Source organism: Paenibacillus sp. OAS669, assembly GCF_014873645.1.
GTDB lineage: Bacteria > Bacillota > Bacilli > Paenibacillales > NBRC-103111 > Paenibacillus_S > Paenibacillus_S vulneris.
Genome location: NZ_JADBDR010000004.1, coordinates 416,353 through 438,338 on the forward strand (window position 1 = coordinate 416,353; position 21,986 = coordinate 438,338).

Below are 21,986 nucleotides of genomic sequence, written 5' to 3' on the forward strand. Positions count from 1 at the left end.
TTCGGGTGATTACTGAAAGCTCAAGTCTGCCTTGAAACATCTAACGTATTCCGCTTAAAATTTATCGGGAAACTGTTTGACGATACCTTCTGTCAGGATATCCGCCAAATGAATCATATGGATCTCGTTTTTATCGGTAGCTGCAATATCCGCTTTCCAATCCCCTTTGAGACAATCAAGGACTATTTCTGTAATCAACTGCAGATGCGTATACAGCATATCCTGCAGCGTTTTAAACTGCCAGTTCGGATTCGCTGCGCTTAAAAATTTGGCGATATCGTCGGCATTTAGATGCCAATCTGCTTCCAGCTTTTTCACATCCGCCTGATTACCCGCTTTGGCAGCCGCTACAATTTTCACTGCTATCAGTATATGCTCTCTCAGAAGGTCAGCCAGCTTATTGCCGGCGCCTTCCCCATAATAAGGCTTGATTACGTTGCCAATATCCTGCTGGTTCCGCAACAGCCGGTCCAATACGTCCTTCTGATCCGGACGATTGGAGATGGCGCTGACAATATAGCTTCTCGTCCATATCGTATGATCGATCCAAACCTTCTGCATATCGGTTTTCAGCTGCACCATTTTGGGAGTTAGGCAAACCGAATTCTCCTCCTCGGCCATTTTCGCTTGTACGGATTCTACGAACGGTGTCACACTAAACACGATCGCCAAGGTTATCAGAAACGCCGGCATCCATTTGTTTTTCACATTCATCTGCTCCTCTGTAACTCTGGAATAAGACAGGCTTTTTTATTATGCTTGTAATATCCAATTTTATACAAAGGGTCATGCAGCAGAATCCGTCAGTCCAGAGACAGATCAAACGACATCAAGTCTCGTCCTACAGTGATCGGACCGTTATAAATGTCATTCATTCCCCGGATATATTCCTGCTCAGCGGGTTCATTCTGCTCCGGCGCCGGAATATGATGGGTCAGCACAAGATGCTTGACCCCGGCTTGCCTGGCGATATCGGCGGCTTCCAGTGTCGTCGTATGATATTTGGCCGGATTGGAGAGAGCTTTCTCGTAATCCGGATAACGCCGGATCAACTCGTCCAGCCACTCTTTGTTGTACGCTTCGTGGATAAGCAAGTCAGCCCCCTGGCTGTGTTGGACCATGCTGGAGACGGGAATCGTATCGCCTGAGATGACTACCGATTTGCCGTTATATTCGAACTTATAAGCGATGGCTGGATAAACCGGACGGTGATCCACCTCAAAGGCCGTAATCCTGATGCCGTCCCGGTCATAGACGACGCCTTCGTTGCATTCCGTATATTCGATCCGCGATCCGGCTTCGTCCGACAGATTGTAGCTCACTCGAAGCTTCACATCGAACTCGAACGATTCTCTCATTTTGCCGATGATGTCACGGGTCGACTCGGGTCCGTACACATGCATCGGGGTTGAACGGCCCTCGAATACTCTCTCCGCCGTAATATGGGTTCTCCAGCTGGTAATAAACAGATCGAAGAATCCGCCATTATGGTCATAATGGTGGTGAGTGAGCAGGACGTCGGATACCCGCTGGGGCATGACGCCGGCCTTGATCAGTTGGTCCACAACGGCGCCGCCGCAGTCGACCACGAATGTCTTATGTCCGGCAAGCACGGCCACTCCCGATTTGGCTCTGCCGTAAAAAGCACGCGGCGAGCCGGTGCCGAGCAGGATAACCTTCATATGCTCATGAAAATCTGGCTGCAGATTTAGCTGCGGTTGAATGTACATTTATGTTTCCTCCTGTGACAGTAATGAATAGGGTACGGCAGTTAAGCTACACACGCGTTAGAAAAGCATCAGGCTCTTGAATCCGAATGCGCTTTTTCCCGTAATGGACGATACCTTGCTCATTCCACCGGTTTAACGTTTCCGTAACGGTTTGCCGGCTGCATCCGACAATGAACGATATTTCTTCGTGACTTAACGGCAGGCTGACATGAAGCTCATTCCCTTGCCGCTCTCCCAAGCGGAGAAGAAAATGCGCCAGTCTCCAGGGCACAGGCTTGGAAATCAGCATTTCCGTATGCCGCTGGGTATCCAGCAGTCGCCTCGCGTTGGAAACGGTCACTGCATACATAATTTCCGGGCGGCTTAACATCAGACTTCGAAATTCGTCGGCGGGCACATATAGCACCTCGCTGTCCAGAATGCACCGGGCAAACCGCTGCCGCCGCTGGCCGGTCAATACTTCAGCCGCTCCGAACATTTCACCCTCAAACCGCAGAAACAAGGTGATACCTTGCCCTTCCTTGGCCGATTGCGAAATTTTGACGAGCCCGCATCGAACCCAATAGATGTCACGGCTTTCCTCGTCTTCGCGGAAAATGAGCTCGTTTTTCCTGTAATGCCGGGCGGTTCCGTACTGTGCGAACAGACCGGTCAATACTTCCTCCTCTTCCTTCATGCCTTCTCTCTTCACCTGCTCGGTAAGCTCGCTGTCATTCCATGAAGCCATCCTGTATTCACCTCGAAGCCGGTTAATTCATAGTTTTCCTATTTGCATTATAGTTAAATTAGTCACAATAAAACAGTCGGCTGCCCGACAAAATTCAAACTTTTTTTGCCATATAACGCAAAGATGACTTCTGCCCGTCCGGGAGAAGCCATCCAGCGCACTACAGCTCATTATCCCAAAAAAGGAATAGTGAATGAATCCGCCTACTGTTCTTGTGTGAAGAAAAAGCTCTCCATTCAGATTGGTCATCGTCAGGAGAGCCATTAGATCTAATTTACTTGGATTTGCTTTTCGCGTATAATTCGTTCATTTCTTTGATATAATCGTCGCCGCCGTTCTTTTTCCACAGCTCCATTTCAGCTTTGAAGCCCGCCTCGTCGATTTTGCCGACGATGAATTTGGTGCGCGCGTCGTCGACAATTTGGTCGAGCTGCGTGCCTTTTTGCGTGTAAGTCGGTGTCGTGAACGGCTCGCCGGGGTTATGAACCGCGATTTTCTCGTTCTCCTTCATCACTTCAAGCGCCTTGGCACGAAGCGGCGTATTCGGCTTGAACAATTCCGGAGTCAAGTACGGGATCGATGTCAGCAGCTGGGTGACGTTCTTGTTGTTAATGTCCGGCGTCATCGGATCTGTGGCGAGCAGCAGGGGAACCAGCTTGCCGTCCTCTACTTTATAGTGAACACCTTCAATGCCTTGGCTGATCAGGATTTGCATTTCCTTATCGTTGGTTTTATCCAGGAACGCGAGTACCTTCTTCAGCTCAGCCTCTGTTTTGACGGCGGTTTTCGAGATCAGGAACATCCCGTTGTGCCCGGCTGTCGGCAGGTTGTGAAGACCTGTCGGGCCGCTGACGGCGCCGATCAAATCGATGTAGCCCTTGGAATTGTTCTGCTTCATCTTCTCGTCGATCTGATAGGAGCGCTCTGCTACGTCGATCGCCACACCCGCTTGCCCGTTAATGATCGGATCATTCCACTTGGCCGAATCGTACACGGCGAAGTCCTGATTGACCAGCTTCTCATCATACAGCTTTTTGAAAAACTTTAATGCTTCCATGTACTCCGGGGTCAAATGTGCCGGAACCAGCTTGCCGTCCTTCTCCCCCCATTTGTTCGGAACGCCGAACCAGGTTTGCATAATATCCCAAGGTCCGCCGTAACGCGTGACAACCATGCCGTAGGTGTCGTCCTTTCCGTTTTTATCCGGATCGTTACTCGCAAAAGCCTTCAGCATATTGTAAAATTCGTCGATGGTTTTCGGTTCCTTCATGCCAAGGTTATCCAGCCAATCCTTGCGGTAGCTGATTGCCATCCGGCCGATCGGACGAGTGACATAGAGCCCGTAGTATTTGCCGTTGACCGACGTATTGTTCAGAATGGTTTGATTAGCTTTGCTCAGGTTCGGATAGTCTTTCAAATAAGGGCCGATTTCCCAAAATGCACCGCCGTTGATTGCATTCGCCACTGCAGATACTTTAGCGTTGTTCACAAATACAAGCGATGGCAGTGTACCGGAAGCCAGCGCAATATTCAGCTTGTCCCCATAGTTGGCGTCGGGTGTAAACTGCAAATCCAGCTTGACGTTCGTGTACTCCTCGATTTTTTTCCATACCTTGCTTTCCGCCGTTGCCGAATCGTTGTAGTAGCCCTTCAGCATTACCGAAATCGGGAATGGCGCCTCTTTCCCGTCCCCCGCTTTGGAAGCTTCCGGCTTTGCATCGTTGCCGCATCCGGCGATAGCCGCAGCAGCTACAGCGGTGACAGTCGTGACCGCCCACGTTTTTTTCCAATTCATTTCGTTTCCTCCCTTTATATGGACCCTTATTGTTTTTTTATGATGAAGCAGTTTCCTGCGTCAGACGGAGGAACTCATTCTCATAGAAGGATGCGCTCCTCACATTCCTGTGCCGATCCCGCGACCATCTTTGGACGCTGAGCAATTATCCCTTCACGGCACCGAGCAATACACCTTTGGCGAAATGCTTCTGCAGAAACGGATATACAAGCAAAATCGGCAAGGTGCCTACGACGATGACAGCCATTTTGATCGACTGATCCGGCGGCTTCACGTAGGTCGGGTCCTGAACTGAATTGTCCAGTGCCCCTGTGGCCAATAGCACGATTTGTCTCAGCAGCACCTGCATCGGCCACTTTTTGGCATCGGTCAAGTAGATGAGGGCATTGAAGAAATCGTTCCAGTGCGCGACGGCGTAGAACAGCGCGAAGGTCGCAATAACCGGCTTCGACAGCGGCAGCACGATGCGCCAGAGCACCCCTATATCGGTGCTCCCGTCGATGCGGGCCGATTCAATAAGCTCGTTCGGAATTTCCTCGAAAAACGATTTTACGACAATCAGGTTGAACGCATTGATCGCTGTAGGCAGCATGACGGCCCAATAGGAATTCAGCAGTCCCAAATTTTTTACGACCAGAAAAGTGGGAATGATCCCTCCGCTGAACATCATCGTGAACACGACCATTTTGACAAAAAAGCTTCGACCGATCATGTTCCGTCTGGACAAGGCATAGGCCATCGTAAACGTAAAAAACAAGTTAACCAGCGTACCTCCCACTGTTACAAATACGGAGACGAGCAGGCTTCGCGGCAGCGCGTTATCTTTAAATACGTATTTGTAAGCATTGATCGTTACATCGTGCGGGATCAGAAAGAAGGACCTGGACCCGATTTCGAGGTCGCTCGCAAATGATCCGGCTACAATATACAGAAGCGGCAGGAGCATAGCTAGAGCGATTATGGCAAGTACGATATGATTGGCGACTCCGAAGAGCTTCTCGCCGAATGACATATGACGCGTGTGCATGGACAGCTTCTCCTCCCCCGGTTAGAATATGCCGGAATGGCCGGCCCTTTTTGCCAAATAGTTGGATGTGAACACCAGGGTCACCCCGATGACGGCTTTGAACAACCCGACGGCTGTGCTGTAACTGAATGCGCCTTGAGTAATCCCCACCGTATACACGTAGGTGTCGAATACGTCGGCGACCGGACGGTTCAGCGCATTGGACATAAGCAGGATCTGCTCGAAGCCCCGGTCAAGGAAATTCCCCATCCGCAGAATGAGCAGTACGATAATGGTGCCTTGAATGGCCGGCAGTGTTATGTGCCACAGCTGGCGAAACCGGCTCGCGCCGTCGACGGTTGCCGCTTCGTACTGCTCTTGATCAACCCCGGCGAGCGCAGCGAGGAAGATGATCGTCCCCCAGCCCATTTCCTTCCATATACTCTGAATGATGATCATCGGGCGGAACGTGGATTCACTCGTCAGAAATTCGATTTTCTTCCCGATCACCTTCACCAGCAGCTCGTTGATGACTCCGCCCTCCGTGGTCAATAGAAGATACGTGATGCTGGCGACGATAACCATGGAGATAAAATGAGGCATATAGATGATCGACTGAATAAACCGTTTATAGAAGGCCACACGCACCTCATTTAACATAAGAGCCAGAATAATCGGCGCCGGAAAGAAAAATACCATATCGTACAAGCCAAGCAGCAAGGTGTTACGGATAAGATGAAAGAAGACCGGATCGGCGAAAAACCGCTTGAAATGGTCGAAGCCTACCCATTCGCTGTCCATAAATCCGATGAATGGCTGATAGTTTTTGAAAGCCAGCAGCACCCCCCACATCGGAACATATTTGAAAACAATAAAGTAGAGCAGTCCCGGGAGAAGCAGCAGCATCAAATGCTTGTCTCTCACTGCCCGGGTCAGCCATGTTTTTCGCTTGCGCGGGGTGATGACGGCAGCACTTCCCGCAGCTGGTTCGGTACCCCATGCTTGATTCATGTTATCACTCCTTCTCGAACGGATTAGTATCGGATTGCGAAGCCATAGCAACACTGTATACGGGCCGTACGTTTCCTACAATTAGACTTTTACAACTGCGCTATTCAAGCCGTATTTGCACTTTTCGTACAGGATAGGATTTTGTTAATAACACGTGCAAAAAAGGACAACCCTGCCGCTGACAGCAGCATGTTGTCCTTTGAACCGCAGGCGAATTCCCTGCTTAACTTAGTTTTAGTCCGGTTTATTTGTTCCGGCTCCTTTCCCGGTATTCTCCCGGGGTGATGCCCTCCTGCTTTTTGAAAATGCGATTAAAATAACTGTGCTGGTAGCCGACCCGAAGCGCCACATCATTGATTTTGAGATCGGTTTCCCGGAGCAGCTCCCTGGCTTTATCCATGCGGAGCTCTGTCAAATAGTCAATGAAGTTTTTGCCCGTAACCTGTTTAATCGACCGGCTCAGTACCACCGGATTCATGCCCGCATGGTCGGCGCAGCTATCTAGAGAGATCTCGTTCATGTAATTGTCTTGCAAATAGATCAGTGCGGTTTCCACGATTCTCTTGGTTTGTACGTCGGCCCGCGCTTCCAGCTCCTGCATATACGGCTGAATCACCTTATGGTGGAACCATTTCATCATCTTCTGCGAGTCCCTTATTTGGGCCAGCTGTTCATACAAATTGTTCGATTTGAACACTCTCACCGGGTCCATCCCGGAATGCCGAATCGTGTGCAGAATGCTGCCGAGCAGCTGGAGCATGCTTTGCTGAACGTCGATTTCCTTGGCTCCCCTCTCGAGCAGCTCATTCAGGAACGCTTCGATTAAGTGCTGCGTTTCCTGCTGCTGTCCGGTGCGGATCAGCTGTAATAATTCCCGTTCCAACGCGAACGGATAGCGAAGCTCATTAGAGTGAGGCTCCGCCTCAAGCGACTCCAGATTGATGATCTGATTCTCGCTTACAAAATTACGGTAAATCAGTGCCTCCCTCACTTCTTCATAATGAGCGGCAATGTCCGTGATGGAGGTTGACGGTCTGCCGATCGTAATGGATACCTGCAATTTGAGAATATGATCGATTGCGTGCATCATATCTCCGCACAGCGCATGAAGCTCCTCGGTGTAAGGCTCTCCGGAAGGGAATATTACCAGCAATCCGATCGACAAATCATGGAAATTGATCATATTGACCTGCTCGAACCGGCTCTCAGCCAATTCCTCAATAATGTTCGCCGCTGCGAAAGTAACCAGACCCTCGTCCCCTTGCGAGAACCGTCCCTCCAAATGCTCGAAGCCGGTTAATTGGATATGCAGGACGATGAACTGCCGGCCATCCACCTCCCAGCCGTAGTTTCTCATGCGCTCGAGCAGCTCCTCTTCCGAGTAAGAGTACAGAAAGCCTTGCACTAATTGCAGCAGGAAGCCCTCCTTGACATGCGGCAGCTGCTGCTCCAGCTTGGTTTGAAGCGCCGCACTCTCCCGGGTCAGATGCAGCCACTGCTTTTCAATCAGATTGAATTCATCATGATGATCCGATTGGCTTTTCGAGAATAGGCGGTCCGCTCCGAGCAGACGTACGAGACGGTCGATCGGCGTATAAATTTTGTAGGAAGCAAGCCACGACAAAATGACGACGAGCAGAAGCGATGCGCAGCTGACAGATAAAATAATCTTCGAAATAAAGACGACCGGCTTCGTTATGACGCTGATCGGCGAAGCGGACACATAGGTCCATTCGGTGCCAATCCGCGCAAAGCTGCCAAACGACACCGTATAGGTGTTTTTATCCCATTTGTACAAAAACGACCCTGCCTTCAAGCCCTTGGAGAGCACTTCTTGCTTTAAAGCCGTTTCGAAGGGGGAGGCTTCGGCCGTCCCCGCACTTGACAGCAGCATCTCCCCGTTCCCCTGCATGATGAACGTTTCTCCGACATTGTATGGCGTTAACGTTTTCAACATCCCGGTTGCCTTGTCCTTATCCAGTCGGATCAATAACGCCCCGAAAGGATACGGCTCCATCGCAGGTATTTTATGGACCAGGGTTAAATCCATCCTGCCCGGCCGATTCGCATTTTCCGGCAGCCATGTCCAATAGACCCATTTGGGGTTGGCGAGCAGCTCATTATAGCTGTCCAGCGCGTTGGTCTCTGTCAGTACGTCGTATTCCCGATTGAACAAGTAAGGTCGCGCAGCGTTCAAATACAGCTCGACATTTTTCGCAAAAGGGCTGGATCCTTTCATCACTCCCAGTGTTTTGATAATGTCACGGGTCGTTTCGAATTCCCTGCCCAAATCGGTCTTCTTAAGATTCAAATTGAATTTCGGATCGAACGCCCAATGGGAAATCGACGCTTCCAGATAGACGAACTGATCGTCCAGATTAGCCGCTCTTTGCGTAATTTGCTCCTCATGCAGCCGCAGGATATCATTTGCCAGAGGCCCCCCAGCGATCCAGTAAAATACCCCGCTCACAATAAGCCCCGGAATGCTGGAGATAATCAGAATCAGGATCAGACTCCTCCGGAAAAATCGGCTTTTAACCATATGCCATCAACACCCTTTTGTCTAAATCTTCCTAGAGATATATAACATTCGCGCAAGGGTGCATAATCCCTTCTGCTTAGGCTTCAGCTTCATCGTATTCTCCAACTTCTTTTAAGCACAAAAAAAGCATACGTTACCGTATACCTTAATGCTCTCCATCTTCCTGGGCACGTTTGAGCCGTTTATATCAATTCAATCTATTCGGCTTTTTAAACAAAGTTTACTTTAACTCATTTAACAGACTCTCGAATTTTTTGGGACTCAATATTTCATGCGTGATAAATCTTCCATTATAAAAGACGCTAAATGTTGTCCAAGCCGAAGGGGCCTTGCGAGCTTCTTCTCTCGTTTCTAAACAGTAGGTATTGAAATCAAATCCCCCGTTCCTTGCAACCTCCCTTAGTTCCTCTAATACTCCAACCGCAAAAGGGCACTGAGCTGTATAATAGATCTGGATTCCCTTGGCATCAGAAACAGATGAGACGTTGAACGAAGGGATAGCGGCAGAATCATTCCATCTCAACACCATTAACTCAAAGTAAGGACCAGATTCATCCACTGCTTTAAAACCCATGTGTTCGAAGTATTTCTTATCGCTCAAATAAGGCAGCTTCTTCTTCCCGACAATATGAACAATACCATCCATACCAAGCGCCATTGCGTCGTCCTTGCATCTATTTAGCAATTGTTTTCCATATCCTTTATCCTTGTATCTCCCAGAAACCCATAAACAATTAATATACATATAGTTCGGTGCTTGAATCGGTATCCACGCTTTTTCTGCCGGAAGGTACTCTATAAACACCTTTGCTCGTTCGTTCAGACGGACAAACGTCAGCCCCTCTTCCATCCGATCCTTAAGCCATTGTTTCTTTTCAAGCACGGCCTGCTCGTACTGTTTGGCACCTAATGCGCAGCAAATATGTTCTCGGTCAATATTTTGTTTCGTGATTTCAATGAGATTCATTCTGCACCTTCCTTTCATATACGATTTTACATGCTTTCATTCTGGGACATCGAGGTGCTCTGATACTCTGGATGTAAGAATCTCAATAAGCTCTTCATCCATATACACAAAAAGAATGTTAATTTTATCCACCATCCACTTTACTCATGAATACTAAAATCATAATTTTCAACTTTTAGCAGCTTTCTTGATGCCGCCTCTCTCTCATAAGCGCACGGAATGCTGTCGTGAAGAAATTCTGATATGGAATCATCTATATTCAGCATTTTTCCCACCGATATGACTTGAAAGTTATCAGGGTCCGTATTGAAATCATCCTCTTCATACCCGCTGAAGAAAACCCATCCCAAGTCGCTCTCATCATAGGGTTCAAATCTCAGCATAAAGTTAAACTCATTCCTTGCTAATACGTCATTACTCACGGTAACCTTATTTTCAAAATAAAAGTCCATCTCTTTGGAATGTGGATCATCTAATTGGGTGTTGCATATATGGATGGAATTAAATTGAATTATGTCTCCATACTGTAAAGACTCGAGGTAAAAAGGCCGATTGACCAACTTCCCCTGGAAGTCCGCTCCATCCCGTTCCATAATTTCAACCCACATCCGTTCTCCTTCACAGCCATTTTCTAGCACCGTTTCAGACTTAAAAATCAGCTTAACCAAATCCCCTGCTTGAAGCTGTTGTATAATCTGTTCACTTGGAAGATAAAAAGTGTACGGGGATTCTTTATGTAGTTCAATAGCATTGTCAAGCTTCCATGTCATAACCTTCCCACTCTCCTTGCTTCGAAAATAATACCCTACGGAATCGAAGGGTCCGCTTACCGTTTGATAGGCGGCGAAAGGACGTATTCATTCTACCACAAAATCCGGGTTCATCTCTCGTGTATCCAGGTACGCCCTCTCTCCTCTCACTCTTTTCCCTTCCACCCGGTTTCATGACAAAGAACAGCAACGCTTTCCTCATAGAAACGCCGGTTCTTTTCCAGTCCCCTCTGTTTACACCATCCTACGGAGCTGAAGGAATCATAAAACGAATAAAAAGGCAGCACCAAATCGAGATCCAATATAGAACGAATACTGGTATATCCTAGAAGATATGCATGTTTCATCGATGGCCGATCCTGCCACAGGTAGCGATCCATTTTCGTAAAATCGCACTCGGACGATCCTCCACGGGAGCTCTCAAAGTCTATAACCCCCACCAGACGTGATTCATTCACCAACAAATTACCAGGCCTGAAGTCCATATGAATCACACACGGTCCATCCGGCGCGGGCAGCTTCGTGAAGACGGAATCAAAATGAGACAGGCATGCATCGTATAACCCCTGAGGAAGAAGCTCCCGGCAAGGAGCTTTGAATGAGTCGAATTGTCTCCGAATATAACTTTTCCAGTCTTGCTGCTCGATATATCGAAATCCGTCCTGCCCGTCATAGCCGTATCCCGGCATCGGCACGGAATGAAGCTCGGCATGCAGCGCACCGATCGAATAGGCAAGGTTCACATCATCCGTATTCTGGAGCGGGCTCCCTTCTATCGCCATTAAGAGCAGCGCTCCGTTGGTTTGTTCATCCCCTTCCCATATATCAAGTACTCGGGGAACCGGAAGACGATACTCGTATAGTCGGTTCAACATGCTATATTCCCGATACAGCTTGGTTCGATTGTAAGGAATTTTGATATAGACCGATCCCCCCTGCTGCAATACGATTTGTACAACTTCGGAACTGAATGAATCCGATACCGGTCGTATCTCATGCGCGGAAAGACCAAATGCCTCAATGGCTCTAAGGATACAGCTGTTCATCTCATCTCCTGCTTTCTTATTGGATTCAACCATACTGGTACCATTGCGCCTGCTCCCGGTAAAAGGAAGCATATTTACCGTTATGCAGCATGAGCTGTTCATGGGTACCATCCTCTATCAGCTTTCCTTGGTCCATGACAAGAATCCGGTCCGCAAACCGCGCCCAGCCCAGGCGGTGCGTCACGAAGATGGCTGTCTTGCCTTCACACAACCGGCGAAACTGCTCGAATAGCTCCAATTCGCTGGCAGGGTCGATCGCCGCCGTCGGCTCATCGAGTATGACCAATTCCCCTTGTCTGAACATGGCCCTGGCCATTGCGAGTCTTTGCCATTGTCCTCCGGACAGCTCCACTCCGTCTTCATCCAATCGGCCGAGCCAAGTGTCCAAGCCCTTCTCCGCAAGCTTGTGAATTCCGCTGGCCTCCAGCGCAGATTCTATCTCTTTGTCCTCATGTGCCCGTGCAGGGCTGCCGAGCGTGACATTATCGCGCAAGGTAAAGGCGTATCTCTCGTGATCCTGGAATACCGAGCTGATACGTTCCCATAGAGCCTTGCGATTCGTCCCCATTGCCGACAGGTTCGCCCCGTTCCAGCTGACCTGCCCCTCACCAGGATCATACAATCCGAGCAGCAGCTTCAAAAAAGTGGACTTTCCCGATCCGTTATCTCCAACCAAAGCAATGATTTCCCCTGACCGAATCGTCACATTCAAGTCTTTGAGAACGGGCTTATTTGAATTAGGGTATGTATAGCCAACGTTAGTAAACGAAATCTCCTTCAAAGGTCCCATCTCTGCCAGCGATGCCTCTTCATGAACCTGTGCCTTGTTTTCATTCAAAAAGGCAAAAAGATCCGCCGCTTTGCCAGCTTGCATAACCAGCTTGCTCAAGGGCCAGGTAAGTCTTATTGCAGTTCCTTGTGAGTGGAGTACCGTTTGAAAAACTATGGCAGCCAACCCGGGAGTCAATCCTTCCCGTCCCACCAGGAGGATCAAGACGGCAACGGAGCCGAAAGCTCCCGCAATATGTACAAGCGATACCCAGAACCCGAACTTGTTTTCCTTGCGGCTCATAGCAAATCTTCCGGAACGCTGGTTCAGCGTACTTGTGCTCCACAGTCGGATGAAGTAGCCGGTCGAATCGAACAGCTTGGTTTCTTTCAAGGTTCCGGGATCGGACAGCTGCTTCATCCAATACTGGGACAGCCGGCCATCCGTCGTTGCTTGTTTGTCCCATTTTCTCTTGGCTATTTCAATTTTTAATCGAAAATACAAGGACAACCCGTTCATGGCCAGCAGAATGTACCCAAGCAACCAATGGCCCTGCGATACAACAATCGCCATGGCCGCAAGCGCTGCCAGTCTTTGCACGGAATCGATTCCGTTGCGGAGCATACCGATCAAATCTTGGCCTGCGGCTTGATGAGCCTGATGCAGACGGTCATAAAACTCGGAATGCTCGAATCGTTCTAAAGGAACCTTCGTCGATATGGTAAAAATCTCGGCCTGAATGTATGCGGCAGCGCGGTGGTTCATCATCTCGTCAACGATCTTTCTTAGCGATTCCGCAATAACTTGTATGGTTATGGTTCCGCCAAAAAGAAAACAAACCGGAAGCATTTCATCTATGGTGGAGGTCCCCCCTGAAAGCCCGGTAACGGCCTTATCGATCATCTGCTTTTGGGACAGCATGAGGGGGATCACCAGCATCCCGATACCAATCGGAACGAACAGCCATACGCATGTAAGCAGGGGCATCCGCTTTCCTATATGATATAACAGCAGAAGCATGCCGCTTAAGGTTCTGCGCCCTCCAAGAGCCTTATTCATTGTTCCATCACCTCACTACCCCTTCCTGGTACCAGGAAGCCTGCATACGATACAGTCTTTCGTATTCCCCGCATGCCGTCATAAGCTGATCATGCGTCCCCTGCTCTATCAGACGGCCGTTTTGCAATACCAGAATGCGATCCGCCATGCGGGCCGCCCCCAACCGATGGGTCACCAGGAAGGCTGTCCTTTTTCCTGCAATGCGCAAAAAATCTGTTATTGCCGCCTTCTCGGCCAGTGGGTCTAACGCTGATGTCGGTTCATCGAAGAACAGGATGCTCCCCTCTCTAATGTAAGCCCTGCTCGCAGCTAAGGACTGCCACTGCCCTCCGGACAGTTCCCTTCCTCCGAACTCCGGGCCGATCTGCTCATCTAATCCGAGCCCCCAAGTATGAGCGTTCGCTTGCCTTAGGGCTGCTAAGAGAGCCGGATCGTCGTGAAGACGGCCTATGCTGCCAATGGCGATTTGTTCCCGAATGGACAGATTCATTTTGGTAAAATCCTGCAGGACAGCCGTGAAGCAACCGGATGCTTCTGTCGCGGACAAAAGTGTCCCAGCCTGAGAGTAATACTCGACGCTGCCGGATTGAGGCAGATATAGACCCATAAGCAGCTTGACCAGGGTGGATTTGCCGGATCCGTTCTCCCCTACGATAGCCATTTTCTCGCCGGCAGCTGCCTGAAAGGTTATATCTTCAAGAGCAGGGGTATCTCTTCCTTCATAGGTGAAGGTCAACCGTTCTACCTTCAATGCTGCCGCTGTCGCTGCGGACCGCTGGGAGCCAGCCCTAGCCTCGCTTATGCCGCCGCTTGGGTACGAAGGAACATGTACTTTATCCTCCTCCAGCTGAAGGTACTGCTGCAGCTCATCCCACCGCAGGCTTTGCTGCTTCAAGCTTGCATGCAAATCCAGCAGTCCGGGCCATAATCCGCCAAGGGTTATGGCGATTTGAAGGAGTAACGCCACCTCGCCGGCTGTATTGCCGCGCTGGACGGCAACCAGCACTACGATAGCTGCCATGGCTGCACGGACCAAGGCGACCGCCAGCTCCGACGGAAGCTGCAGCAGCTGCTCTTTTATTCGTTGTCTCACCGTTTCCTTAGAGGATTTAGTGTGCAAGCGCATCCAGGAGGCCTGAAAATAGCTGCCTAGGTCAAGCAGCCGAATTTCTTTAGCAGGAATTCTCGAAGTCATAAGCTGCGCGAGATAATGAGCCCTTCTCCGCTCGGGAATTTGCTGGTGCTGAAGCCGCTCCGCTTTCCGTGCAGCATAGGATCGCAGGGGAAGCTGAATCGGGAGAGCAATTAGAAAGAAAAGAACGATTGCCCACTGACCGAAGTAAGCAAGGATGGAAAGCAATAGGACGCTTTGAATGAGTTGTTGGATGTAGCTATAGCCATTCATAAAAAGGATTTCGGGCGAGGCGCGAAGAGCGCGGGTACGAAGATTTTGTATCGATGGTGATTCCAGTAGAGACAGGTTCAGCCTGGCGTTTTTCTCAAGAACTGCCCGCTCCACTTCATATTGGCCAATCTCATTTAACCGGTTGTGGGATAAGAGGGATGTACGGCCTATAAGGGCTTGAACCAACATGACTGCAGCAAGCCAGCCCGATGCGATAATAAGGTCTTGCTGAACCGTTCCGCCGTTCCATGCGGATAGTCCGTCTATGACCCACTTATGCAGAAGAAGCTGAGCCGGCAGGAGAAGCAAATTGACAAAGTCGGCGGCCGGCTTAATTATGACCGGCTTGGCATCGGCAGATGACAAAAAAGTGCTTACTGCCCTTATTCGCTGCCATAAAGGGTATAAAATAGAGTTCACCTCGCGTCAGGATGAATTTTCCAGAGAATATCTATATTAGCATTATTTCAAAAAAGATCAATACTTTTTTGCAAATTCAGAAATTTATTTCCTCTAAAAAACGGACAAAAAAATGCCCCTATTCCGGGGCGTTCTTCCTTTTTATAAATTTAGTTCAAAAAAGGGGAGCATCGTTCGGACATGTACCGGATAAAGGACTGTGTCAAGACAATTCGTTCTTCGGCCGTGTACGGGGAAAGGACCTCCTGCCCCTCTCTAATCCTCAAAGCTTCCTTGACAATGGGATGCCAGCTGTCCGGCAGCCTGGTGAGCATCATTTCTCCTCCTCTCTCCTTCGTCACCATCTCCCCTGTCTCTAAGGAAATATACATGCGACATAAGGACAGCACGCCGAATTCCACAGCCTCATCCACATGGGCGGGATCGATTGTCTCAGGCTTCCTATTAGCCTGCTTCGCCCAGTAACCTTCAAGATTTCGTCTCGTGATATCCCGTAGATCCTTCCAATCGGCCTCAATCGCAAGTGCGGACACGTCCGGCCCCCATACGGTCATTCCGTGATGCTTTAGCTGGTACCAGGTGATATGATTATCCATATCCTCCCATTCAAACATACCCATTGACGTATACCGGTACCACTTCTGCCGACGTTCTTTTGGTATATGACTTAACAGGGAGTATTCCCCTTCCAGCTTATTGGCAAGGTCATTCTCCATAAGCAGTCGCTCATGAACCGCTTGTATACGCGGAAGCGTATGCTGATTCAAGCTGCACAGCACAGTAAAAAAATCGATGTCGCTTCGTCTGGGATTATGATGTCCCAGTGCGGTAGATCCATATAAATAAACGCCGTACACTTGGCCAGGCAGCTCATCGGTTAATACACGGCAATAGCTGTCCATCACACGTTTTACTGTTTCAGTCATGGCTTTCACCCGTCCGCCCCCATCCCGTCAAATCAGCTATGGAAGCATTATATCATACAGGAAATAAAAGGGTATCCTTTCAAACTGATTACACACTAATAAATCCGGCATGTCCCGGGCTCGTATCTCTATCGCGTACTAAATAAACTGCACATCAGCTCAACTGCTGCCTGGGAGGTGCGGTTACGAAGATCCAGTGCAGGATTGACTTCAACGAAATCCGCACTAATCAGCGTTCCGGATTCTCCAATAAGCTCCATGGCCGTCTTGGCTTCCTGGAGACGGATTCCCCCTGACACAGGCGTACCGACTCCAGGAGCGGCGGATGGGTCCAGACCATCCATATCAAAGCTTACATGAACGCCGTCCGTATGCCCGGATACCGCAGCCAGAGCACGCTGAACGACCTCCTCCATCCCCATCCGCTTGACATCCCTGGCAGAATAGAGCTGTATCCCCATTCGCCGGATCAGCTCCTCCTCTCCTGGATCCAGGGAGCGTGTACCGATAAGAACGACGTGTTCCGGCCGTATCTTTGGCTGATTCCCTCCCAATCGGGTCAGGGCATGATGACCGCAGCCGAGCGAAGCCGCCAACGACATGCCGTGAACGTTGCCCGACGGACTTGTTTGTATGGTATTCAGATCGCCGTGCGCATCGAACCAAATGACCCCAATCCGCTTCCATTGTCCCGCCCCGGCAATACTTCCAACCGCAATGCTGTGATCCCCGCCAAGAATGAGCGGCAATCTTCCGTTTTGGATTGAGGCGGCGACGGTACGGTACAATCTCCGGTTCACCTTTACGATTTCCCGTAAATATTTGGCCTTCGCACTCCCTATGACAGGCTCGGATGAAGCGGGTGGTACCATAATATCCCCTGTATCTTTCACTTCCCTGCCTTCCGATCGCAGACGCTGTATCAGCTCCGCACATCGTATTGCATCAGGGCCCATTCGGCAGCCTCTGCTGCCCGCACCCAGATCAAACGGGACGCCAATGATATCGATCGGTTTATGCTTCGTTATCATGCTGCCCACTCCCCCCGTTACTTGAGCAGTAATCCCTTCAGGACAAAGAACATGTTGGCCGGTCTCTCTGCGATACGTCGGGTGAAATACGGATACCACTGTTTACCGAAAGGGGTATAGATTCTTACTCGGAACCCGCGTTGAACCAGTTGCAGCTGGAGCTGAGGGGCTATGCCGTACAGCATTTGAAACTCAAACTGATTTCGCGGAATCTCGTGCTGCTCCGCATAAGCGATCACCGTATCAATGATGTTCGCATCATGTGTAGCAACTGCCGTATAATAGCCTCCATCGAGATGGGCTTTCACTAACGCCACATACTGATTATCTACATCGGATTTATTGGGGTAGGCCACGTTCGCCTCTTCTTTATACGCTCCTTTAACAATTCTTACGTTTGCCGCATACTGCTCCAATCGGATTAAATCATCGGGAGAGCGGTACAAATAAGCTTGCAGCACCGTTCCGATATGACTTGCTCCGAAACGCTTTACCAACTTTTCGAACAGCTCCAGCGTCATTTCGGTTAATGTGGAATCTTCCATATCCACCCGTACAAAATTCCTATAATATTTGGCGGCTCCAGCAATCCGCTCCATATGCCGGGTACAGATTCCCGGGTCTATAGTGCATCCCAGCTGACTAAGCTTTACGGAGACATGCGCATCCAGCTGCTTCTCATAAATAACCCGAAGCATTTCCAAAATCTGGGCGGCCGCCTCGTCAGCCATAGAAGGGTCTTCTACGCTTTCTCCCAAATAATCCAGTGTCACGGCAAGACCTTGACTATTCAGCTCTCTTACCTTTTTCAGCACTCCTTCTAACGACTCGGCAGCTACAAATCGTTGAACCCCCATACGCATTCCGTATTTACGGAACATCGACTTCACCATCTCCTGCTCCGCCAAAAAAAGCACTGCACGACGAAACCAGGAATCCATCGGCATGTCACGTCCTCCCCCTCTTCAAAGAAGCTCCGAAACCACTTTGGGCTGGGTAAATAAGAACAAATAGTCCGGGCCTCCGGCTTTGGAATCGGTTCCCGACATATTAAATCCGCCGAAAGGATGCACGCCTACTACGGCTCCGGTGCATTTACGATTGATATACAAATTGCCGACATGAAACTGCTCCTTGGCCTTGGCAATATGCTCCCTGTTCCGGGTATATACCGAACCCGTCAAGCCATATTCGGTATTGTTGGCAATGTCCAACCCATGATCAAAATCGGTACAAGGTGTAAAGGCAACAACCGGCCCGAAAATTTCTTCCTGCATGATCCGCGAATCCGGTGCCGCATCTGCAATAATGGTGGGTGCAATAAAATATCCCGGCAAAGGAAGTGCATGCCCGCCTGCTGCAATGCGGCCTTCTTCCTTGGCGATTTCAATATACTCCATAATTTTCTTGAAAGAGGCTTCATCAATGACCGGACCGGTATCGTTGGCCGCATCCGTTACGTCTCCGACTTTCAGCGCTTTGGTTAAGGCGATGCATCGGTTCAACACTTGATCGTAGACATCCTGGTGAATGATTGCCCGGGAGCATGCGGAGCATTTTTGCCCCGAATAGCCAAAGGCGGATACGACAATCCCTTTGGCAGCTGCTTCCAGGTCGGCGTCCCGGTCAACCAGAATGGAATCCTTGCCGCCAAGCTCCCCGATGAACCGTTTCAGCCAGATTTGCTTTGGATTCACCTTAGCAGCCAGCTCCTGTATATGAACTCCGACATCACGCGAGCCGGTGAAGGAAACAAACCGTGTAAGCGGATGCTCTACGAGCACATCACCGATTTCGCTCCCACTCCCCGGTACGAAGTTAACCACACCGTCAGGCAAGCCGCAATCGAACAGCAGCTCTACGAACTTGGCCGCTATGACCGGCGTCTGACTCGACGGCTTCAGCACAACCGTATTCCCACATACGATAGCTGCCGTTGTCATACCTGCCATAATAGCCAACGGAAAGTTCCATGGCGGAATAATGATGCCCACGCCCAATGGAATATAAGTGAGCTCATTGCGCTCTTGCGCAATGGATATCAGCTCCTTGCGGCCGCGATCCGATAACTCTATCATTTGGCGCGCATAATATTCCAGAAAGTCGATAGCCTCCGCCGTATCGGCATCCGCCTCCACCCTGCTTTTCCCGGCCTCGAGCATAAGCCAGGCATTGAATTCATGCTTGCGTCTGCGCAAGGCCGCGGCTGCCTTCCATAGCAAGCCCGCCCGGTCAGCCGCACGGACCTGGGACCAGGATTGGAAAGCAGACGCTGCAGAGCGTATAGCCTCTTCGGCCAGTGAACGGTCCGCTTTATATACCTTCCCTATGATTTCACTAGGGTTTGATGGATTGACAGATTCGATGACAGCATCCGCTGTCAGCTCCTTTGCACCGATGCGTATTGGATAGCTGCAGCCTAGCTGCCCTTTCACGGCGGCTAATGCTTCCGATAATATACGGCTTTCCGCCGGATTCGTGAAATCCGTTAACGGTTCCGGACGATAAGGTATCATAACGATCTCTCCTCCCTTGAGATCAATTCAAAACCGCTTTGATCTTCTCTAATGCCCAGTCTATCTGTTCCTTGGTGATGATGAGGGGCGGCGCTAACCGGATTGTAAAATGGTGTGTTTCCTTGGCCAGCATGCCTAAGTTCATCAGTCTTTCACAATAAGGACGTGCCGCGACAGACAGCTCAATGCCGATGAACAGCCCCCTGCCCCGGATATCTTTGACCCTGGATGAGTGAAGCTCTTGCCTCAGCCTTTCCAGGAAATAGTCGCCGAGCTCTCTGGAACGCTGAATAAGCTGCTCCTCCTGAAGCACCTTAAGCGAAGCTATCGCTACGGCGCAAGCCAGCGGATTTCCTCCGAAAGTTGATCCGTGTGAGCCTGGGTCAAATACATCCATCAGATCACGGTTCGCGGCAACCCCGGATACGGGGAGTACGCCCCCGCCTAACGCTTTCCCCAATATATACACTTCGGGAATGACAGCCTCCCAATCGGCCGCAAACCATTGCCCTGAACGGCCCAGACCCGATTGAATCTCATCCGCTATAAACAACACCTGATGCTTGGCGCATAGATCGGCCGCACTCCGCAAAAAGCCGTCACGGGGAATGCGGATTCCCGCTTCACCTTGGATCGGTTCTACCAAAAAAGCAGCCGTCCTGGGACTTATCGCCTGCTCCAAAGCCTCGGTATCGTCAAATGGAATTACCCGGATGCCCGGAGTAAAGGGGCCGAAATGCTGCCGATATTCCGATGTGCTGGAGCATGATGTCGTCGTCACCGTTCTGCCGTGAAAATTGTTATCGCAAACGATGATTTCCGCCTCGTCGTCCGGGACCTGCTTCACTCGGTATGCCCACCTGCGGGCCAGCTTGATCGCCGTTTCAACTGCTTCGGCTCCGGTATTCATCGGCAGGAACGCTTCCTTGCCGGTAATCCCGGACAGCAGCTCCAGCAGGTCTCCCATCCGCTCATTGTAGAACGCTCTCGAGGTCAGCGTCACTTTATCGGCTTGATCCTTGAGCGCTTGAATAATTCTCGGATGGCGGTGCCCCTGGTTTAAAGCTGAATAGCCGCTCAGCATATCCATATATCGTTTGCCCGCCACATCCCGGACCCACACGCCTTCGGCCTGCGCGATAACAATAGGAAGCGGATGATAATTATGGGCTCCGAACCTTTCCGATTTTCGTATCATTTCCTGAGTTCTTCTCATTGGACAAGTTTCACCTCACTTCGCGGATCCTCTTGATGGTATGAACCGGTATGCAATCCGTTTTCCAGCTTCGCTTACTTCGAGGCTCAGGATAAATATTTGAATTTTCTGATAATATTAAGCAGACACGTTTGTATATCTATCTTATGATTAGCCTATGCATTTGGGTTGGGCGCATGCTCCGTTTTGTACAAATAGAACATTTGTTCTGGGTATGATTGATTCATAGCATCCAACAGCTCCCCATGCAAAAGCAGGCCCCCGGATATCCCGGAAAGCCTGCTCCTGTAAGAAATCAATATGGGGCTTGATAGCACCTCCCTGATCTCTGTGGTGGGTTGAATTGGTTTAAATAGAGTCCACCTGCTCTTCCATCCCGAAAAGCTTGAACGATACATAAGGATAATGACCGTATCGAATGGCTAATTCCCTTTCGAATAACGTCATTCGCTCGATCGTCCGGTTATTGCTCAGGTTCCCGCCGTCCAGTATTCGAAAGGGAATGCCGTGAAGCAGCCGCATGATAGTTTCCTTGGCTTGCTGATCGTCCCCGGTTACGTACACATCGCTCCGTTCGTTATGGTGGAACGGTTGTTCCAATACTTTGAAGAAGGTGTTTTTGAAGGCCCCGACAACATAGCATTGCGGTATGACCCGCTGAAGCTCTTCTGCTGCCGATGTTCCCCAGTCAGTCGTGAAATCGCTGAAATCGTCTGTGAAGGGATTGCACAGATCGACCAGGATTTTGCCCGATAGACAGTCCCTATGCTTTACTGCCCAGGAAATCACATCCCTGAACCAGAGGCTGTGGAAGATGATATCAGACTGAAGTGCTTCTTCATGTGAAGCGGCTTTAACGCCCAGAGCTTCGTAGCCTCCCTCTTCCATCAGTCTGCTGACCTTTTCCTTCGATCGCGAGGCCCACAATAGATCAGGTATAACCGGAGAGAGCACCTTAGCCAGCCCTTGTCCCATACGGCCTGTTCCGATAATACTTGCCTTCATGCCATCATCTCCTTCATCTGTCGTAAGGACAGAATAAACGAAGAT

General features: G+C 50.0%; 18 protein-coding genes. All 18 read right to left on the minus strand.

The genetic code is table 11. The annotated features are described in order from the left end of the window. Window positions 1–54: 54 nt before the first annotated feature. Window positions 55–708, minus strand: a complete 654-nt coding sequence (locus GGC63_RS12305; protein ID WP_192702576.1) for a glycosyltransferase — start codon at window positions 706–708, stop codon at window positions 55–57. A gap of 95 nt (window positions 709–803) precedes the next feature. Continuing rightward, window positions 804–1,730 (minus strand): MBL fold metallo-hydrolase, encoded by a 927-nt coding sequence (locus GGC63_RS12310; RefSeq protein ID WP_192702577.1) that lies wholly within the window; start codon window positions 1,728–1,730, stop codon window positions 804–806. Between the two features lie 46 nt (window positions 1,731–1,776). Then, complete coding sequence (locus GGC63_RS12315; RefSeq protein ID WP_192702578.1) at window positions 1,777–2,457, minus strand: Crp/Fnr family transcriptional regulator; 681 nt, start codon at window positions 2,455–2,457, stop codon at window positions 1,777–1,779. 274 nt (window positions 2,458–2,731) lie between these two features. Further along, window positions 2,732–4,252: an extracellular solute-binding protein gene (locus GGC63_RS12320; RefSeq protein ID WP_192702579.1), complete on the minus strand. Its 1,521-nt coding sequence runs from the start codon at window positions 4,250–4,252 to the stop codon at window positions 2,732–2,734. Window positions 4,253–4,397: 145 nt separating this feature from the next. Beyond that, entirely contained in the window at window positions 4,398–5,279 is an 882-nt protein-coding gene (locus tag GGC63_RS12325) for a carbohydrate ABC transporter permease (protein WP_192702580.1), read from the minus strand. Between the two features lie 21 nt (window positions 5,280–5,300). Next, the gene (locus tag GGC63_RS12330) at window positions 5,301–6,269 is read right to left on the minus strand and encodes an ABC transporter permease (RefSeq protein ID WP_192702581.1); all 969 of its coding nucleotides are present in this window, start codon (window positions 6,267–6,269) and stop codon (window positions 5,301–5,303) included. 244 nt (window positions 6,270–6,513) lie between these two features. Next, entirely contained in the window at window positions 6,514–8,811 is a 2,298-nt protein-coding gene (locus GGC63_RS12335) for a helix-turn-helix domain-containing protein (RefSeq protein WP_192702582.1), read from the minus strand. Between the two features lie 220 nt (window positions 8,812–9,031). Then, window positions 9,032–9,778 carry an N-acetyltransferase gene (locus GGC63_RS12340; RefSeq protein ID WP_192702583.1) on the minus strand — a complete coding sequence of 249 codons (747 nt, stop codon included), beginning with the start codon at window positions 9,776–9,778 and terminating at the stop codon, window positions 9,032–9,034. A 140-nt stretch (window positions 9,779–9,918) separates the two neighbouring features. Further along, entirely contained in the window at window positions 9,919–10,548 is a 630-nt protein-coding gene (locus GGC63_RS12345; RefSeq protein ID WP_192702584.1) for a DUF2185 domain-containing protein, read from the minus strand. Between the two features lie 146 nt (window positions 10,549–10,694). Beyond that, window positions 10,695–11,594 (minus strand): phosphotransferase family protein, encoded by a 900-nt coding sequence (locus tag GGC63_RS12350; protein WP_192702585.1) that lies wholly within the window; start codon window positions 11,592–11,594, stop codon window positions 10,695–10,697. 25 nt (window positions 11,595–11,619) lie between these two features. Next, window positions 11,620–13,422 (minus strand): ABC transporter ATP-binding protein, encoded by a 1,803-nt coding sequence (locus tag GGC63_RS12355; protein WP_192702586.1) that lies wholly within the window; start codon window positions 13,420–13,422, stop codon window positions 11,620–11,622. A gap of 7 nt (window positions 13,423–13,429) precedes the next feature. Next, entirely contained in the window at window positions 13,430–15,193 is a 1,764-nt protein-coding gene (locus GGC63_RS12360; RefSeq protein WP_192702587.1) for an ATP-binding cassette domain-containing protein, read from the minus strand. Window positions 15,194–15,396: 203 nt separating this feature from the next. Next, window positions 15,397–16,173, minus strand: a complete 777-nt coding sequence (locus tag GGC63_RS12365) for an aminoglycoside adenylyltransferase domain-containing protein (protein WP_225948170.1) — start codon at window positions 16,171–16,173, stop codon at window positions 15,397–15,399. A 128-nt stretch (window positions 16,174–16,301) separates the two neighbouring features. Beyond that, on the minus strand, window positions 16,302–17,204 hold the full coding sequence (gene rocF / locus GGC63_RS12370) for an arginase (protein ID WP_192702589.1): 903 nt from the start codon (window positions 17,202–17,204) through the stop codon (window positions 16,302–16,304). A 17-nt stretch (window positions 17,205–17,221) separates the two neighbouring features. Then, complete coding sequence (locus GGC63_RS12375; protein WP_192702590.1) at window positions 17,222–18,151, minus strand: proline dehydrogenase family protein; 930 nt, start codon at window positions 18,149–18,151, stop codon at window positions 17,222–17,224. Between the two features lie 18 nt (window positions 18,152–18,169). After that, window positions 18,170–19,720 (minus strand): L-glutamate gamma-semialdehyde dehydrogenase, encoded by a 1,551-nt coding sequence (gene pruA / locus GGC63_RS12380; protein WP_192702591.1) that lies wholly within the window; start codon window positions 19,718–19,720, stop codon window positions 18,170–18,172. A gap of 22 nt (window positions 19,721–19,742) precedes the next feature. After that, the gene (locus GGC63_RS12385) at window positions 19,743–20,936 is read right to left on the minus strand and encodes an ornithine--oxo-acid transaminase (protein ID WP_192702592.1); all 1,194 of its coding nucleotides are present in this window, start codon (window positions 20,934–20,936) and stop codon (window positions 19,743–19,745) included. Window positions 20,937–21,284: 348 nt separating this feature from the next. Further along, complete coding sequence (locus GGC63_RS12390) at window positions 21,285–21,941, minus strand: NADPH-dependent F420 reductase (RefSeq protein ID WP_192702593.1); 657 nt, start codon at window positions 21,939–21,941, stop codon at window positions 21,285–21,287. Window positions 21,942–21,986: the final 45 nt, after the last annotated feature.

Bases quoted from the DNA above. Each gene is read 5' to 3' on its own strand.
- pruA (WP_192702591.1), bottom strand. From the start codon at position 19,720: ATGATACCTTATCGTCCGGAACCGTTAACGGATTTCACGAATCCGGCG.
- rocF (WP_192702589.1), bottom strand. From the start codon at position 17,204: ATGATAACGAAGCATAAACCGATCGATATCATTGGCGTCCCGTTTGAT.
- GGC63_RS12340 (WP_192702583.1), bottom strand. From the start codon at position 9,778: ATGAATCTCATTGAAATCACGAAACAAAATATTGACCGAGAACATATT.
- GGC63_RS12330 (WP_192702581.1), bottom strand. From the start codon at position 6,269: ATGAATCAAGCATGGGGTACCGAACCAGCTGCGGGAAGTGCTGCCGTC.
- GGC63_RS12315 (WP_192702578.1), bottom strand. From the start codon at position 2,457: ATGGCTTCATGGAATGACAGCGAGCTTACCGAGCAGGTGAAGAGAGAA.
- GGC63_RS12335 (WP_192702582.1), bottom strand. From the start codon at position 8,811: ATGGTTAAAAGCCGATTTTTCCGGAGGAGTCTGATCCTGATTCTGATT.
- GGC63_RS12345 (WP_192702584.1), bottom strand. From the start codon at position 10,548: ATGACATGGAAGCTTGACAATGCTATTGAACTACATAAAGAATCCCCG.
- GGC63_RS12320 (WP_192702579.1), bottom strand. From the start codon at position 4,252: ATGAATTGGAAAAAAACGTGGGCGGTCACGACTGTCACCGCTGTAGCT.
- GGC63_RS12390 (WP_192702593.1), bottom strand. From the start codon at position 21,941: ATGAAGGCAAGTATTATCGGAACAGGCCGTATGGGACAAGGGCTGGCT.
- GGC63_RS12375 (WP_192702590.1), bottom strand. From the start codon at position 18,151: ATGCCGATGGATTCCTGGTTTCGTCGTGCAGTGCTTTTTTTGGCGGAG.
- GGC63_RS12355 (WP_192702586.1), bottom strand. From the start codon at position 13,422: ATGAATAAGGCTCTTGGAGGGCGCAGAACCTTAAGCGGCATGCTTCTG.
- GGC63_RS12310 (WP_192702577.1), bottom strand. From the start codon at position 1,730: ATGTACATTCAACCGCAGCTAAATCTGCAGCCAGATTTTCATGAGCAT.
- GGC63_RS12325 (WP_192702580.1), bottom strand. From the start codon at position 5,279: ATGCACACGCGTCATATGTCATTCGGCGAGAAGCTCTTCGGAGTCGCC.
- GGC63_RS12350 (WP_192702585.1), bottom strand. From the start codon at position 11,594: ATGAACAGCTGTATCCTTAGAGCCATTGAGGCATTTGGTCTTTCCGCG.
- GGC63_RS12385 (WP_192702592.1), bottom strand. From the start codon at position 20,936: ATGAGAAGAACTCAGGAAATGATACGAAAATCGGAAAGGTTCGGAGCC.
- GGC63_RS12365 (WP_225948170.1), bottom strand. From the start codon at position 16,173: ATGACTGAAACAGTAAAACGTGTGATGGACAGCTATTGCCGTGTATTA.